Genomic DNA, 15541 nt, shown 5'->3' with positions numbered 1-15541 from the left:
ACAGTTGCCCGAATCTGCCAAAATGTAAACTTTGTCCCGGTGTCTGTACAGACAGGGACGGTATGGAATGTAAACCTTATTGTCCGGTAAAATATCCGGATCATAAGGAAGATGTTCAGGATAAAAAAGAGTAAACAGCAGGCTGATAAAAGTAGGAGGAACCCATAAAAAGGTTCCTTCTTCTGGGTTTTGCTGATTTAGAATAACTTCATAAATTCAACCTTTACCAAAATCTAAGTGATTGAGATTGTCCTTTCCATAGAGTATAATTTATTTATATAAAAAAGCAATATGAGAAGACTTCGGGTATTCCGGGGGCTGTTTGTAACAGATACAGCATATTTTGAGAAAATCTTGAGGATTATAGGATACAATAAAGAAAATGCGCTGGACATAAAGGCAATAAGGAGGAATTTCAATGAACTTGAAAATATTAATCGTGGATGACGAAAGAGGCATCGTAACCATGATGAAAAACTATTTTGAACTATGCGGATATCTGGTCTATACCGCCTATGACGGGGAAGAGGCGCTTAAGAAGATATCCTGTCAGCCGGATATCATACTGCTGGATATCAACATGCCTGGACTGGATGGTTTGACCGTGTGTCAGCGCATTCGGGAGCATGTTTCCTGTCCCATCTTATTTTTAACGGCAAGAATTGAAAGCCAGGATAAGATCATGGGCTTTCGGGCAGGAGCGGATGATTACATTTTAAAGCCCTTTGACCTGGATGAATTGGGCGCCAGGGTTAATGCCCATTTACGAAGAGAGCAGAGAAGACAGGAACAGTCGACGGTTCGCTTTTTTGCGGATTTGGTAATTGACTATTCCAAACGGGAAGTGACGGTAAACCAGAATGCAGTCTCCCTGTCAAAAAAAGAGTTTGATATTGTTGAGCTTCTTTCCATGAATTCCGGACAGGTATTTGACCGGGAGCGGATCTATGAGCTGGTTTGGGGTGTGGAAGGCGGGGGCAGCAGTGATACCATTATGGAACATGTGAGAAAAATCCGTTCCAAGCTGGGTATGTACTCCCTTCACAATTATATCGATACAGTTTGGGGGATGGGGTATAAATGGAACGGATAAAACAAATGGGTTTAAAAAAAGCATTTTTCTGCCTTACCTTATTTTATTTATGCATTGCACTGATTCTTGGGGGAATTGCCTTTGCGGGATGTATTGCAATGCGCCGTCAGGAGGGGGACAATATCGTGGCGCAGATGAAGGAGGGAACCGTTGATGTAAAAGTGACTGAGAATTACAGTACTGAGCAGCCTGCTTTTCAGATATGGGATTTTCTTCAGATTTTCCTGCCGGTATTTTTTGTGATAGCCGCTCTGATTATTGCAGATGTCACTTTCTACCGGGTAAAATTAAAGAATCCTATTGGCAGATTACAGGATGGGGCCAGGCGGATCATGCATAACGACCTGGATTTTCAGGTGCAGCAGACTTCCGGGGATGAGCTTGGGCAGTTATGTGGGGCTTTTGAATCCATGCGCAGAGAACTTCAGAAGAACAACAGGGAAATGTGGAGGCAGATGGAAGAGCGTAAGCGTTTGAATGCTGCATTTGCCCACGATCTGAGAAACCCGGTTACGGTTTTAAAAGGCTGCGCAAAACTGATGCGCAAGGGAATGGAACAACAAAATACGGATCTGAAGCATCTGGATTCTACTGTCGGTTTGATGGAAGAATACAGTCAACGCATTGAAATCTATGTAGAAGCCATGAGCAAAGCCCAGAGACTGGAAGAGGTAGCCTGTAAACCGGAACAGACAGATCTGGGTCAGTTTACGCAAATGCTGGAAAAGGGACTGAAGATGCTGGTTCCTAATATTCGGTTTCAATATAATAATCCGGATAATAAAAACATGGACAGCCGAAAACAGACCGTATGGCTGGATACATCTTTGATTCAGGAAGTACTGGAAAATCTGGTTTCCAATGCCAGACGTTATGCCAGACAGGAAATCACGGTACAAATTGCGATAGAGGACAGTTGCCTTGTGATTTCAGTTCGGGACGACGGCGGGGGATTTCCAAAAAAAATACTGGAAAAGGGTGGTAAGCCATTTCTACGCGGAGAAGAAAACAGCGAGGAACATTTTGGCATGGGTCTTTATATCAGCCGCCTTTTGTGTGAAAAGCACGGCGGTCAGCTTAAGATTCAGAATCTAAAGGGAAACAGTGAAGACCAGCCCGCAGGTGCGCTGGTGGAAACAAAATTTCAAACATCATGGAAACCTTGAGCAATTTTTGAGATTTGCCTGATACACTCTCCTTACAAAGAAAAGTAAAGGAGAGTGTTTTTATGTTTATAGAAGTAAAAGGTTTGTCAAAGGTATATGGGGTCAGAGAAAATCAGGTTACGGCACTCAACAAAGTAAACTTAAAAGTTCAGGAGGGGGATTTCATTTCTATTATGGGACCTTCCGGCAGCGGAAAAAGTACCTTGCTGCATATGCTGGGAGGACTGGATAAGCCAAGTGAGGGCAGTGTATCCTATGACGGTCAGGATATTTACCGGACAGGAGATAAAGAGTTATCTGCATTTCGCAGAAGGAAGATCGGATTTATATTCCAGCAGTTTAATCTGCTTCCGGTACTAACCGCAAGGGAGAATATTGAAATGCCTCTGCTGCTGGATAAAAAACATCTGGACCAGGATTATCTGAAGGAATTAACAAAGCTTTTGGGGATCGGAGAGCGGCTTACCCATCTTCCAAACGAGCTTTCGGGAGGACAGCAGCAAAGAGTAGCTATAGCCAGGGCCCTGATTGCCAAACCGGATATTATTCTGGCGGATGAACCCACCGGTAATCTGGACAGCAAAAGCGGAGGGGAAGTAATGGGACTTCTTTCCGATATCTGGAGAGAAATGGGAAAAACCCTGATTATTATCACTCATGATATCCGAATAGCAAAAATGGCAGAGCGTCAGTGTACCATTGTTGACGGTGTGCTTACGGAGGTGTAACCGGGATGAAATCTTATCATTCATTTTCTTGGAAAGAAATAAAAGCGCAGAAAGTAACTTCTGCATTGATTCTGATTGCGATTATTTTATCAACGATGATGACAACGGTTGTGGGACAGTCCATTGGTATTCTGCAGGCATTGCGGGAACAGCAGGCAAGTATGTTAAATGGAATCCGTTATGCTTCGTTTCATAGCCTGAAGGAGAATGAGAAAGACAGTCTTCTTGAAGAACCGGATTTATCCTGGGCAGGTGCCAATATAACGATAGGGATAAGCCGGATGGAGAACAGCGGGCTGAATCTGCAGTTACGGGAGTATGATCAGAATGACCTGGGTGCCTACCCTTCTGCACTCAGTCTGGAATCCGGAAGGCTGCCAGAAAAAGCCGGGGAAATAGCACTTCCTTCGGATGTTTTAGAACTTCTGGAACTGGAAGGAAAATTAGGCAGCAGCATCCGCCTGGATTTAAGTATTTCCCTGTTACAGGATAGTGAAGCCCCATATCAATATCAGGCTGAATTTACATTGTGCGGTATATTAAAACCGAATTATACCGGATATGTCAGCGGCACTACAACAGGTGCCGTAGGAGCCGGAACGGCTAAAGAGCTTTTGCCGGAAAAATATCAGATGTACTCGGTGGATTTTATTACGGCATCCAGGCAGGAATTTCAAAATGTTCTGGATCGGCTGGCAGATAAGTACCAGGCAGACGAAAAGCTTATTCAATATAACTGGGTATATCTGGATGCCCTTAACATTTCTTACCGGGGAACGGCCGAAAATACGCGGGAAGCGGCTGGATTTTCTTTCATGGCAATGTCCGGCGTAATGGTGGGAATACTGGTACTATTGGCAGCAGGTCTGGTGATCTACAATATACTGAAAATATCCATCAATAAAAAGATTCGGGAATATGGGATTTTACGCGCAATTGGCGCTGTACCGGGACAGCTCTACAATCTGGTTGCCAGACAGCTGTTACTTCTTTGCGGACTGGGAATTCCGATCGGGGCAATTGCCGGCATTTTATCGGCAGGGGGAATTACGAAGGCAGCAACGACCCTGTTTTCCCCAAGCATTTTTATGACCCAGAGTCAGGAGGAGTTATCCAATCTGATCGGGCAAAACAGCTCCGGTAAAATACTTCCGCTGTTGATCAGTATATTTATTACACTGGCATTTGCCTGTATTGCAGCCATACCGGCAGCAAGGTATGCGGCTAATGTTGCGCCTACCCTGGCGATGGCCGGAAGCTGTACAAAAGTAAAGAGAAAAAACAGAAGAAAACGTAAGATCCGCAGCTTTGAAGCTTTTTTTGCAAGGCTGAACCTGAAAAGAAGCCCTGGACGTTCGATCATAACCATACTATCATTGGTAATGAGTATTACTGTTTTCGTGGCGCTTACCAGTTTTTCCTCATTGTTAGATGCATCCAAAGGTGTACAGGATATGCACCGCGGAGATTATGCCGTAACAAATGAAAACATCGGTTTTGCCCCGAAAGTAATCGATGACTTGAAAAAAAGAGCGGATATTGAATCTGTTTCGACCTTAAAGTACAGTATTTACAATCAAAAAGAAGATGGTTCCCTGGACATTGCGGCAAGCTTTCAGTTAAAACAAAGTTATGAGACACTTCAGATTATCGGTATTGATGAGGAGTGGCTGAAGAGTTTAATGCCAGGGATGACGGATAAACAGATGGAGGATTTAAAAGAAGGAAAGTCGTGTCTGGTTAAAAATCCAATTGCGGTTGCAGTAGAAGGGAAGACTTTTGAAGGGACGGCGCTGAATCCTGGGGATCAGATCAAAATTGCTGATTTACCGCTTCAGGTAGAGGGAAACTGCCAGCAGATAACCTTGTCCGGAGAAGGATTTACAAATGGTGTGCAGATTATCGTATTTGATCAGGTATATGATAAGCTGACCGGAAAGAGCAGCTATTCCGAGATATATCCCAGGTTTTTGAAAACAGTAGAGGAAACAGAGACAGATCAGATCATTGATGAAATTTGTAAGGAAAATCCCGGAAGCCATTCTATCTCTTACAAGAAAACCGACCAGCAGCTGGAAGAGAGCTACGCGCAGGTAAAATGGCTGGGGTGGGGATTGATTTTCTTCATTGGGATGATCGGTCTGCTGAATATCATTAATACCACATACACCAGCATTCATACCCGGATTACAGAAATCGGCGTTCAGCGTGCCATTGGGATGAGCAGCCGTTCCCTTTATAAGACATTTTTGTGGGAAGGTGCCTACTATGCAGTCATAGCTTCTGTTATAGGGGCAGTGCTCGGCTATATTTGCACTATTTTTATAAATGCAGCCACCACAGATACCATACAGATCACAGCAGTTCCGGTAATGGCTATATTGCAGGCAGCAGCAGTTTCTGTAATCGCCTGTCTGGCAGCTACCTGCATTCCTCTTCGGAAAATAGCCAGGATGAGTATAGTAGAATCTATTGAAAGTGTTGAGTAACCGTTATTAAAATGTTTTGCTATTCATTCTCGCGCAGCCTTTCGACAATGGTCTGTCGGGAAACTTTTCGGTAAGCCAGCAGAGGGATTAAAATTCCAAATGCCAGGAAAATGGGAAACACAATCAGTATAGGCAGCATCGTGAAGTGATATTCGAAGAACCAGTAAATCTGTTCTATGGGGCTTAAAAGGAATCGGCTGGTAAAGATATTCAGAACCGAGGCAGTCAGGATGGACAAAATGCCATAGAAAATACCTTCCAATATCAGCATTTGCTTTAATTGCCGCCCGGTCATGCCAATACTCTGCATCATGGCAAGCTCCCTCTTTCTGGACATGATACTTGTTAATTCAGCGTTGATAAAATTAAGAATCCCCACCAGTGCTATGATTGCGCTGAGCCCGCCGCCTACAGCAATGATGGCTGTCTGGATCAGCGTATAGCTGCCTGAATAGCCGGTTCTGGACTTATATGACATATCAGGTTCCACCTGCTCCGTATAATTTTTTAAGAATGACTCAATGCCTGCGGTATGTGCTTCGTCAGCATTTGCAATGCAGATCATTGGTGTATATGCGTTATTCGTATCCTGTTTCAGAATATCCTGGTAAAGAACAAACATAGGTGTCCCAAAGGTCAGACTGGTCAGCGGCTCCGGAATCAGTACGCTGGCAGCTACTGTATAAGATATCGGATGACTGTCCGCAGGGATCATATTCCCTTCTTCATCCCAGGGGAAATCCTCATAATAGTCGATCGTCATGGTATCGCCCACCTGGTAAATTTTATCCTCTTTATTATAGTTTCCATAGTCGTCCTTGGGAATGACCTGGATGATAGAATGGGGATCCTGCCACTGGCTGCGGTCTAGGGTTCCTTCCACAACTTTCAGGTAACCGGCTGCAAAATCATCCATTCCATAAATACGAAGGCTGACATCTATCTCTTCCTCCGGGCTGACCGCTTCAGATTCAGCGCCATATTCCGATGAAAAAGGGTAGCCGGTAACTTTCTCGAATCCGGCTGCGGTCATTGAGGACATGGCGTATTTGCTGGACATACCTACTTCTCCATAACTTTCAATCCCTTCCTGACTCAGGAGAGAATCCTTTGCAGTCTGGCTCAGAGCGGATTGGGAGTCATATTGATTAAACCTCATTTTAAAATAATCTGCGTTGCCGACAACGAAATCAGAAAGTATAAACTGGCTTAGAAAGCGGTCCTTATTAAATCCTCCGCTAAATGTATAGGTTGCATTCAAAAGCAGGAGGCTCAGTGTCAGGGATAATACAACCAGAATTGTTTTTTTCCGGTTTCGATTCAGGTTCGCAATTGCCATACGCAGTACTTTGGCGCCAATTTTGGATTTTCGCACATTTTTAGATCTTTTATTTCCATCAGTATATCTTGTAGCTTCCACCGGTGTAACGGATGCAGCCATGCGGCTTGGCTTCCTGCATGCGATGGACACCGTTATAATAGAAAACAGGGCAGAACCGATGAAGATCAGAGGATTGGGGCTGATGTAAACGCTGCTGTTTAAGATATTCATAATCATATCGGATAACCCGGCACCAATGATAAATCCCAGCAGCAGCCCAATAGGAATGCCGATACAAGAAAGATAAAAAGCCTGCATCCGCACAATGCGTCTGATCTGCTTCTGGGTAGAGCCGATTGTCTTTAAGAGTCCATAAAAACGGATATCAGCGGTAATGGAAATTTGAAAAATATTATAAATAATCAAGTATCCCGTCAAAAGGATGATCAATGCCGCAAGCGCCATAATGGATACATTGAGAATAAGATCACTGTTTGACAGCCGGACAGACGATAATGCCGTACTAATTCCCGTTTCCAGATAATTTGCGGCTTGGGGGTCATCCAGTGTATAGCCGTTATCTTTAGCGACGGTTTCCAGATCTTTTTTAATATTACCGCTGTCTGCAAATAATATATCGAGAGACCAGGTACCAGCTGACATATCAGTAGATGCTGCATCAGGATATTCAGCGATGGACTGGGCTGCAAAATCCTTTGACAGCCAGACCTGTGTATGCATGATGGATGTATCTTTTTCCCAGAAACCGCAAAGGGTAAAAGTATGGGTCACCTCGGTATTGCCCAGAGGATAGGTAAGTGTTACCTTTTCACCAAGCTTATGTTCTATGCCAAGGAAATCCAGCAGGGCAGTATCGGTCGCCAGTTCATCTGTTGTTTCCGGCATATGCCCAACTTCCGGTTTGCTGAAAAATACATCTGCTGCGGCATCGTTCCCGTATCGGAGTTCAGCCTGATATGGATATTTTTTATAAGCATCGGTCCGCAGTCCGGTTAAAATTCTGGTTATGGCTGCTTCTTTGATCAGCGGATGCGTTTTTAACTGGTTCAATTGCTCCTCGGTCAGGTTTTTGAAGCTGGCATGTGCTTTTCCTCCGGTCAGGCGCATACTTTGCATTTCTGAAGAAGCATTCATGGTGATTCCAATGGTAAACAGTGCGCTAAAGAGCATCGTGGTCAGCATGATGGCAAATATAGCTATTATGTTCCTGGTTTTATTAGAATGATAACTTTTCCAGGCGATTCTCTGAACGGCCTTTTTATTTTTGACTTTTAACATGCCGGCTGCCCCCTTACGATCTTACCGTCTTCAATGTGTATGATATTGTCAGCCATCTGGGCAATTTCTTCATTGTGGGTAATCATAACAATTGTCTGGTTGAACCGGCTGCTGGTAATTTTTAAAAGCCCCAGTACATCTGAGCTGGTTTTGCTGTCCAGATTTCCGGTAGGTTCGTCTGCAAGGATAATAGCTGGTTTAGAAGCCAGGGCCCGGGCAATGGCAACTCGCTGCTGCTGTCCGCCGGAGAGGTTATTCGGCAGATTATCCAGTTTGGATTTCAGGCCCAGCAGGGAAATAATCCTGCCTATATATTCATTGTCCGGTTTTTTGCCGTCCAGTTCGATTGGCAGCATAATATTTTCAAGAACAGTCAGCACGGGGACCAGATTGTAATTCTGAAAAACAAAACCGATTTTTCTCCTGCGGAAAATCGTGAGCTCTTCTTCCTTCAAGGCAAAAATGTCTTTCCCGTCCACCAGCACTTTTCCGCTGGTAGGCCGGTCAAGCCCGCCAAGCATATGAAGCAGTGTGGACTTTCCACTTCCGGAGGTGCCGACAATAGCCGTAAATGATGCGTTTTCTATGGTAAGATCAACCCCGTCTAAAGCTCTGACGGCTGTTTCGCCCTTTCCATAAATCTTTTTTAACTGGGTAGTTTCAAGTATATTCATTTGAATCTCCTTTCTGATTGGAGCAGTGCAATTTCTATTAAATAAAAACAGCCTGCATATAAGAGTTCTTATATACAGACTATAGCATGAAGTTATTTCCACTTTCTTTCTGAAATATAACAGAATGGAAAGATTTGAGACTTGTACTGTGATTTTTCAATCAGGTTCCTGAGCTTCAGGCACGCTCTGTGATTGACCTTTGGGAAGAAAGATGGAAAATACGGTGCCGGAATCAGGCTGGGATTTTACCTTTATATATCCGCCCTGTGCGGTAATGATTTCCCTGGAAAGATAAAGGCCCAGCCCTACGCCTTCCTGGTCTGAGACGAAAGGAGAGCGGTAGAAACGTGTAAAAATCTTATTGCGTTCCTCCTCGCGGATCCCAATTCCGTGATCCGTAACGTCTATGCGGTAAAATAATTCATACGGCATTCCGCTAAGAAGAATCGTATCCCCTTCCTTTGTGTACTTAATGGCATTATCAACCAGATTGTGAAGTGCTTCCAAGGTCCATTTCATATCAAAAAAAGCAGTATCCGTTTCATTTTCCAGATGGATCAGAAGCTGCAGGTTTTTGGCAGACAGAGACTGGTCAGCGAAGCGGAGTGTCTGGGTAAATAGGGGGTGGATTTGATTCATGGCTGGCGTTACCGTTATAATTCCATTTTCCAGCCTGGAGGTGCGTATCAGGGCATCGATCAGAAAACGCAGCTTTTCTACCTGCTCAGTGATCTGACCGGAATATTCCCGGGCATCCAAAGTCAGCTGCAATTCCTGAAGCAGCTGGGAATAAAGCAGAATATTAGATATCGGTGTTTTTGTCTGGTGTGAAATGTCAGAGATCAGGGTATTAATATTCTCTTTTTCTTTTTGCAGATTCCCGGATGAAGTAAGGGTCTGGGTAAGAAATGCATGCATTTTAACACTGAGTGCGGACATAAGCGACTCATCGTAGATCTTTTCCTGAAATTTTCCGCTTGCAGCCTCATCCAGCATTTCGTTCAACTGGTCGATCAGGTGCCGGGTCTGTATTCTGTTCATGATGACCAGACAGGCAGATACCACAATTGCAGAAAGCGCAGCGATTATACAAATGATCAACCGGTTATCCATTGGATTCCTCCTGCCAGGTATATCCTATCCCATAGACAGTTTTTATATATTGTGGGAAAGCCGGGGTATCTTCCAGCTTGTCACGAAGACGTTTAATCGTGACCGAGAGAGCGTTTTCATCTACGTATTGGGCGCCATCGGTCCAGACTTTATCAACCAGCTGGGCACGGGACAGGGTAAGGCCTTTATTTTCAGTAAGTATGCGCAGCAGGCGCTGTTCGGTTTTACTCAGGTCAATGCGTTCCTGATTCTTTCGAAATATCATGTTATCAAAATCAAAAAAGAAACTTCCAGTGGAAATACAGGAGGATCGCCTGCAGCCATCTCCCGGCTCTTTGGCGGAAAGCCTGCGAATCTGTGTATTTACTCTGGCACGCAGCACCATGAGGCTGAAAGGCTTTGTAATATAATCATCCGCGCCGCTTTCCAGTCCGGTAACAATGTCCATCTCAAGATCATTTGCAGTTAAAATCAGAACAGGGGTATCAGAGCTTTGGCGGACAGACCGCAAAAAATCAAGCCCGCTGCCATCCGGAAGATTCAGATCCAGAATGACAAGGGCAATATTTTGGGTTTTGTAAAGTTCGGCTGCATTTTGAATATCAAATGCCTGAACAAAAGTAAGCTCCGGATCACGAAGTGCAAGTGCAATCCCGTTACTCAGTGATTTGTCGTCTTCAACAATTAAAATAGTATACATGTTCCGCTCCGTTACATCAATTCTTTCATAATGAATTCATAGACACTTTGACACTTTTTCGGCCAGTTGTCACAAATGGCAATTGCCTGTTCCTTTAGCGGAACGGTAACGGTAATATCGATTAAATCAGAGTGGCGCTCTTTTACCTGGCAATGGGCTTCATATTCATTATTTGTATTTTTATAATAATCGGCTACGATTGATACTTCATTGCGCAATTCCATTTTATGCTGTTTTAAATACTCATCGATATCATCCTGTATAGGTTTTGAAATCTTGTATTCGAAATATTCCAGGGTTTCCCTTCCGGTATCAGTCAGATGATACTGGGAAGTGTTGCGGATGGTTTCCACATGAACCAGTCCGGAATCAACCAGTTCGGAGATAGCCTGCTGAAGCGTAAAATAAGTCGTATATTCCTTGTCCAGTATAAATTCGGAGATCTGACTGTTGGACAGGGGAAAATTAACTTTTTTTAACATATCCAGAATAATTAATTTGTATAACGTTAACGGTTCTGACATAGATTACTCCTTCTTAAATAGATTCCTTATATAGATTCCTGCAGATACAGGCGCCCCTGCCAGGTACTTTTTATTTTTAATTCCTGATGGATCGTGTTTAATACCGTTCGCTTTTTACTGCTCCAAAGGGGAGCCAGAAGCAGGTCTTTGGGACCATCTCCGGTCAGGCGGTGGATCGTGATCTCGGGAGAAAGATGCTCTAAACATAATAGGATAAGATCCACATATTCTTCCAGTGTCATAACAGAACATCCGCCCGTTTTATATAGCCCTGCAAGTTCAGTTCCTTTCAGTATGTGAAGGAGGTGCAGTTTTATCCCCTGAATCCCGGCTCTGTTTAAATAAGAAATAGTCTCCAGTACCTGAGCGGTTCCTTCACCGGGCAGGCCCAGAATGGTATGCACGATAACATCAATATGTAACCGGCGTAGCTGTAAAACAGCCTGATCGAAACAGGATAATTCATAACCTCTTCGGATGAGCCTGGCAGTATTCGGATGAATGGTCTGTAATCCTAATTCTACCCAGACGGGTTTGATTTGATTCAATCGTCCCAGCAATTCCAGTACATCCGGACCCAGACAGTCCGGTCTGGTCCCGATAGAGAGTGCAGCAATGTCCGGATGTGTGATGGCCTCTGTAAAGATTTTCTCCAGATAATCTGCCGGCGCATAAGTATTGGTGTATGCCTGAAAATAAGCGATATAACGTTTTACAGGTTTCTTACCCTGCAAAGCCTTTTTCTGTGATTCAATTTGCTCCCGGATAGAAAGTGTGCGGTCTGCCGCAAAATCACCGGAGCCACCGGCACTGCAGAAGATGCAACCATGGCTGCCCAGAGTACCATCCCTGTTGGGACAGGTCATCCCTCCGTTCAGAGAGACTTTATATATTTTTTCACCGAACAGTTCCCTTAAATGAAAATCAAGGGAACGATAAGGCTTTTCACCCCATTTTTGCATGATTTATAGTCCTTTAGTGTATTAAATTCTTCTATTCCTTATCATAACATTGCGAGGTAGGGATTTCAAGGAAAATAACAATCCCTTGTTTTTTCATTTAAGAAATGCTATCATAAATTTAGAAAAATAATTACGCAATGTCCTGGTCCGCTCCCTTCTCTTTCCGTACACTACCTACATCTACAAAGCGTCATTAATCAGCTTAACCCAATTTCAAGAAATTTTTCGCTGTAGTATAAAAGTGTGTTTGAAAACAGGAATAGAATATCCATTACATAAGGAAACTATGGAGTAAGGATACTAATATCTATAATATGACAATAATTTGCAAAGGAGATTATTTATGAAGCTGAACGAAGAGATGGAAGAAAAGCTTGTGCTTGTTATACAGGCAGTTCTTGGTGTATTGATTATTGCATTGTCTGTAAGAAACAGTGCCAGGATGCAGTCTGACAAAATGAAGAAGGTTCTGGATGCTGATGCAAAGCAGATCGGCAGGCTGCATAAGAAAGAATATAAGTTACAGAAAAAGTTAATGTCCAGAAAATATAAAAATAAATTCAAAAGTCTGAAAACAAAATAGGGGGAAAGGGGCAAGAACACTGATAATGGGGTTCTTGCTTTTTTTTGTAACTACTTGCGGCTTATTGGTGATTATGATAAAATAAATCCATCATGGAAAATTCTGCGATTTTGTTAATCATTTGATAAAAAGGCAGAAGGAAGAGAAAAGTCATTATTCAGTTGTCCTGGGAATGGGTCAGTTTTCAATTTGACCGGTATCAGTCCCGGGAATTTTAAAGCTCGAATAGTTGCAGGAAAGGAATCCCAAGATGAGTATATTAATTAAAAACGGCAGGGTGATTGACCCGGATACGAAGCTGGATGACCAGTGTGACATCCTGATTAAAGGTGACAAGATTGAAAAAGTAGGCAGGGATCTGAAAGAAAAAGCAGACACAACGATTGATGCTGCCGGATATTATGTAATGCCCGGACTAATCGATATGCATGTGCATTTAAGAGATCCGGGATATACTTATAAAGAAACAGTTGAGTCAGGAGCATTAGCCGCAGCAAAGGGCGGATTTACAACAGTGCTTGCCATGCCTAATACCAAGCCGGTAACCGACGATAAAACAAGACTTCGTTATGTAATGAATAAAGCAAAAACGAATTCGGTAATCCATGTGCTTCAGGTAGGTGCGATTACAAAAGGCCAGGAGGGAACGGAACTGGCTGATATTGAAGGGATGATTGATGCAGGTGCACCTGCAATCAGTGAAGATGGAAAATCAGTTATGAATTCCAGACTTTACCGTAAAGCGATGCAGATTGCTGCAGCTAGAAATATACCGGTACTTGCTCATTGTGAGGATATTGATCTGGTAGAAGGAGGCGTTGTAAACGCTGACTGCCATACCAAAAAAATGCATTTAAAAGGAATTACAAATGCGGTGGAGGACGTTATTGTAGCAAGAGATATTTTTCTTGCTAAGGAAACAGGAGCAGCACTTCATCTCTGCCATTGTTCTACCAAAGACAGTGTGAGAATGGTAGAAGAGGCAAAAGCGGACGGCATCCGGGTAACGGCAGAAGTATGTCCCCATCATTTCACCCTTACTTCCGATGATATTAAGGAAAATGACGCAAATTACAAAATGAATCCGCCACTTCGTACAAAAGAGGATAAGGAAGCATTATTGCTGGGATTAAAGAATGACATTATGGATGTAATTGCCACAGATCATGCTCCACACAGTGAAGAAGAAAAGAGCAGATCTATAGAACGTGCGCCATTTGGGATTACAGGCCTGGAGACAGCGGTAGCCTTAACGGTTACAGAACTGGTAAAAAAGGATATCATTACCCCTATGCAGATGGCAGAGAAAATGAGTTATAATCCGGCGAGGATAGCGGGTCTTACGGACCGCGGATCTCTGGCAGAAGGAAAAGCCGCAGATATCGTATTAATCGATCCGGATGAAGCTTATACTATCAATAAAAAAGAATTTGCATCAAAAGGGAAGAACACACCGTTTGATGGAAGAAAAGTAACCGGCAGGGTAAAAGTTACGATCTGTGACGGTGAGATTGTATTTAAGGATAAATAATCAGGAAAACAGGAGGATTTTTAAGAAATGATTCAGAAATTAATAAGCAAAATACAGAAAACACATGCACCGATTGTAGTAGGATTAGACCCGATGTTAGGCTATATTCCGGATCATATTAAAAGCAAGGCATATGCAGAATTCGGAGAGACCTTAGAAGGCGCTGCAGAGGCTATCTGGCAGTTTAATAAAGAGATTGTAGATCATACTTATGATATCATACCTGCTGTAAAACCACAGATTGCCATGTATGAGCAGTTTGGTATTGAAGGATTAAAAGCATTTAAAAAGACCGTAGATTATTGTAAAGAAAAAGACCTGGTTGTAATCGGAGATGTAAAAAGAGGAGATATCGGTTCTACATCTGCAGCATATGCAGTGGGTCATCTTGGAAAAGTACAGGTGGGAAGTAAAACATATACAGCCTTTGATGAAGACTTTGCAACTGTTAATCCTTATCTGGGGTCAGATGGAATCAAGCCATTTATCGATGTCTGCAAAGAAGAGAAAAAAGGGCTGTTCATTTTGGTGAAAACTTCCAATCCATCCAGCGGGGAATTCCAGGACCAGTTGGTCGACGGGAAGCCGCTCTATGAGCTAGTGGGCGAAAAAGTAGCTCAATGGGGCGAAGAATGCATGGGCGATTCTTACAGCTACGTTGGAGCTGTAGTTGGCGCAACTTATCCTGAAATGGGAAAAGTACTTCGTAAAATAATGCCGAAAGCTTATATTCTGGTTCCCGGTTACGGAGCACAAGGTGGAAAAGGCGCAGATCTGGTACATTTCTTTAATGAAGATGGTCTGGGTGCTATCGTAAACTCCTCCAGGGGAATCATAGCTGCTTATAAGCAGGAACAATATTTGAAATTCGGAGCAGAAAACTTCGGTGAAGCTTCCAGGGCTGCAGTAGAAGATATGGTAGCAGACATTGACGGTGCTTTAAAGAACCGCGGATAAAGCAATCATATAATAAGGAAGATACCAGACACGTTCTAGAGCGTTTCTTAAAATTCATTCCCGCCATCTGCACGCCCCACTTTGCGGCATATTTGCCCCGAATTCAGGTTACGTAGCCCGCTACGCGCCCTTCATCCGGGACAAATCTCCCACAAACTGTGACGCACAGCTGCCAGAAAGCAATTTTAAAACACGCTCTAGTACTCCATCCGGACAGTAACAATAGTAACAGCACTGCCTGTTTTGCCATTTGCCGCGTTGTCGTCAGTCAGCGGAGGAACCACTCCGCTTCCATACTTCGCCTTGCAGGCTTACAAAATATTCAGCACTGTCACTATCATTACTGTTCTGTGGAGCACTAGCATTTATTGGGAATTCAAGCTTTATGGACTACCAGGGAA

Annotated in this window: 12 protein-coding genes and 3 pseudogenes; 8 read left to right on the top strand and 7 right to left on the bottom strand. The window is 43.4% G+C overall.

Annotated features, from left to right (window positions below; genetic code table 11):
• Positions 1-418: 418 nt before the first annotated feature.
• The 4 genes from QR40_RS02840 (at position 419) to QR40_RS02825 (ending at position 5476) form a co-directional block, all read left to right on the top strand.
• Complete coding sequence (locus QR40_RS02840) at positions 419-1093, top strand: response regulator transcription factor (RefSeq protein ID WP_044293194.1); 675 nt, start codon at positions 419-421, stop codon at positions 1091-1093.
• The gene (locus QR40_RS02835; protein WP_052430663.1) at positions 1081-2259 is read left to right on the top strand and encodes a sensor histidine kinase; all 1179 of its coding nucleotides are present in this window, start codon (positions 1081-1083) and stop codon (positions 2257-2259) included. The genes QR40_RS02840 and QR40_RS02835 overlap by 13 nt, the downstream gene beginning before the upstream one ends.
• Positions 2260-2321: 62 nt before the next feature.
• Positions 2322-2987 carry an ABC transporter ATP-binding protein gene (locus QR40_RS02830; RefSeq protein WP_027293399.1) on the top strand — a complete coding sequence of 222 codons (666 nt, stop codon included), beginning with the start codon at positions 2322-2324 and terminating at the stop codon, positions 2985-2987.
• Between the two features lie 5 nt (positions 2988-2992).
• Positions 2993-5476: an ABC transporter permease gene (locus QR40_RS02825; protein WP_044293193.1), complete on the top strand. Its 2484-nt coding sequence runs from the start codon at positions 2993-2995 to the stop codon at positions 5474-5476.
• 19 nt (positions 5477-5495) lie between these two features.
• Here the strand turns inward: QR40_RS02825 and QR40_RS02820 are convergent, their stop codons facing one another.
• The 6 genes from QR40_RS02820 to mnmL all read right to left on the bottom strand — a co-directional run bounded on the left by QR40_RS02820 (position 5496) and on the right by mnmL (position 12069).
• A complete protein-coding gene (locus QR40_RS02820; RefSeq protein ID WP_044293192.1) occupies positions 5496-8096 on the bottom strand; it encodes an ABC transporter permease in 2601 nt (866 codons plus the stop codon).
• Complete coding sequence (locus tag QR40_RS02815) at positions 8090-8770, bottom strand: ABC transporter ATP-binding protein (protein WP_027293402.1); 681 nt, start codon at positions 8768-8770, stop codon at positions 8090-8092. The genes QR40_RS02820 and QR40_RS02815 overlap by 7 nt, the downstream gene beginning before the upstream one ends.
• 156 nt (positions 8771-8926) lie before the next feature.
• A complete protein-coding gene (locus QR40_RS02810) occupies positions 8927-9883 on the bottom strand; it encodes a sensor histidine kinase (RefSeq protein WP_044293190.1) in 957 nt (318 codons plus the stop codon).
• Positions 9876-10583, bottom strand: coding sequence for a response regulator transcription factor (locus QR40_RS02805; protein WP_027293404.1), 708 nt, complete (start codon positions 10581-10583; stop codon positions 9876-9878). Before QR40_RS02805 ends, QR40_RS02810 begins: the two co-directional genes overlap by 8 nt.
• A gap of 11 nt (positions 10584-10594) precedes the next feature.
• Positions 10595-11107, bottom strand: coding sequence for a DUF4364 family protein (locus tag QR40_RS02800; RefSeq protein ID WP_027293405.1), 513 nt, complete (start codon positions 11105-11107; stop codon positions 10595-10597).
• A 26-nt stretch (positions 11108-11133) separates the two neighbouring features.
• Positions 11134-12069: a tRNA modification radical SAM protein MnmL/YtqA gene (gene mnmL, locus QR40_RS02795; RefSeq protein ID WP_044293189.1), complete on the bottom strand. Its 936-nt coding sequence runs from the start codon at positions 12067-12069 to the stop codon at positions 11134-11136.
• 343 nt (positions 12070-12412) lie between these two features.
• Here mnmL and QR40_RS02790 point away from each other — a divergent pair, with 343 nt between their 5' ends.
• The 3 genes and pseudogenes from QR40_RS02790 to pyrF form a co-directional block, all read left to right on the top strand.
• The gene (locus QR40_RS02790; RefSeq protein ID WP_027293407.1) at positions 12413-12652 is read left to right on the top strand and encodes a hypothetical protein; all 240 of its coding nucleotides are present in this window, start codon (positions 12413-12415) and stop codon (positions 12650-12652) included.
• A gap of 250 nt (positions 12653-12902) precedes the next feature.
• Positions 12903-14183, top strand: coding sequence for a dihydroorotase (locus QR40_RS02785; RefSeq protein WP_027293408.1), 1281 nt, complete (start codon positions 12903-12905; stop codon positions 14181-14183).
• Between the two features lie 27 nt (positions 14184-14210).
• Positions 14211-15134 (top strand): annotated as a pseudogene (pyrF, locus tag QR40_RS02780) (orotidine-5'-phosphate decarboxylase); the annotation flags it as partial.
• Here the strand turns inward: pyrF and QR40_RS32955 are convergent.
• Positions 15016-15270 (bottom strand): annotated as a pseudogene (locus QR40_RS32955) (DUF6783 domain-containing protein); the annotation flags it as partial. The pseudogenes pyrF and QR40_RS32955 sit on opposite strands and share 119 nt — an antisense overlap.
• On the opposite strand from QR40_RS32955, the pseudogene QR40_RS32950 reads away from it, so the two are divergent.
• Positions 15247-15360, top strand: a pseudogene (locus QR40_RS32950) (DUF6783 domain-containing protein); the annotation flags it as partial. The pseudogenes QR40_RS32955 and QR40_RS32950 sit on opposite strands and share 24 nt — an antisense overlap.
• Positions 15361-15541 lie beyond the last annotated feature (181 nt).

Origin of the sequence: Robinsoniella peoriensis (genome assembly GCF_000797495.1) — a bacterium.
GTDB lineage: Bacteria > Bacillota > Clostridia > Lachnospirales > Lachnospiraceae > Robinsoniella > Robinsoniella peoriensis.
The sequence above is the reverse complement of the archived record's forward strand: the minus strand, read 5'-3'. Positions and strand labels throughout refer to the sequence as shown.

Coding starts and splice junctions, on each gene's coding strand:
- QR40_RS02840 (WP_044293194.1), top strand. CDS start 419: ATGAACTTGAAAATATTAATCGTGGATGACGAAAGAGGCATCGTAACC.
- QR40_RS02835 (WP_052430663.1), top strand. CDS start 1,081: ATGGAACGGATAAAACAAATGGGTTTAAAAAAAGCATTTTTCTGCCTT.
- QR40_RS02830 (WP_027293399.1), top strand. CDS start 2,322: ATGTTTATAGAAGTAAAAGGTTTGTCAAAGGTATATGGGGTCAGAGAA.
- QR40_RS02825 (WP_044293193.1), top strand. CDS start 2,993: ATGAAATCTTATCATTCATTTTCTTGGAAAGAAATAAAAGCGCAGAAA.
- QR40_RS02820 (WP_044293192.1), bottom strand. CDS start 8,096: ATGTTAAAAGTCAAAAATAAAAAGGCCGTTCAGAGAATCGCCTGGAAA.
- QR40_RS02815 (WP_027293402.1), bottom strand. CDS start 8,770: ATGAATATACTTGAAACTACCCAGTTAAAAAAGATTTATGGAAAGGGC.
- QR40_RS02810 (WP_044293190.1), bottom strand. CDS start 9,883: ATGGATAACCGGTTGATCATTTGTATAATCGCTGCGCTTTCTGCAATT.
- QR40_RS02805 (WP_027293404.1), bottom strand. CDS start 10,583: ATGTATACTATTTTAATTGTTGAAGACGACAAATCACTGAGTAACGGG.
- QR40_RS02800 (WP_027293405.1), bottom strand. CDS start 11,107: ATGTCAGAACCGTTAACGTTATACAAATTAATTATTCTGGATATGTTA.
- mnmL (WP_044293189.1), bottom strand. CDS start 12,069: ATGCAAAAATGGGGTGAAAAGCCTTATCGTTCCCTTGATTTTCATTTA.
- QR40_RS02790 (WP_027293407.1), top strand. CDS start 12,413: ATGAAGCTGAACGAAGAGATGGAAGAAAAGCTTGTGCTTGTTATACAG.
- QR40_RS02785 (WP_027293408.1), top strand. CDS start 12,903: ATGAGTATATTAATTAAAAACGGCAGGGTGATTGACCCGGATACGAAG.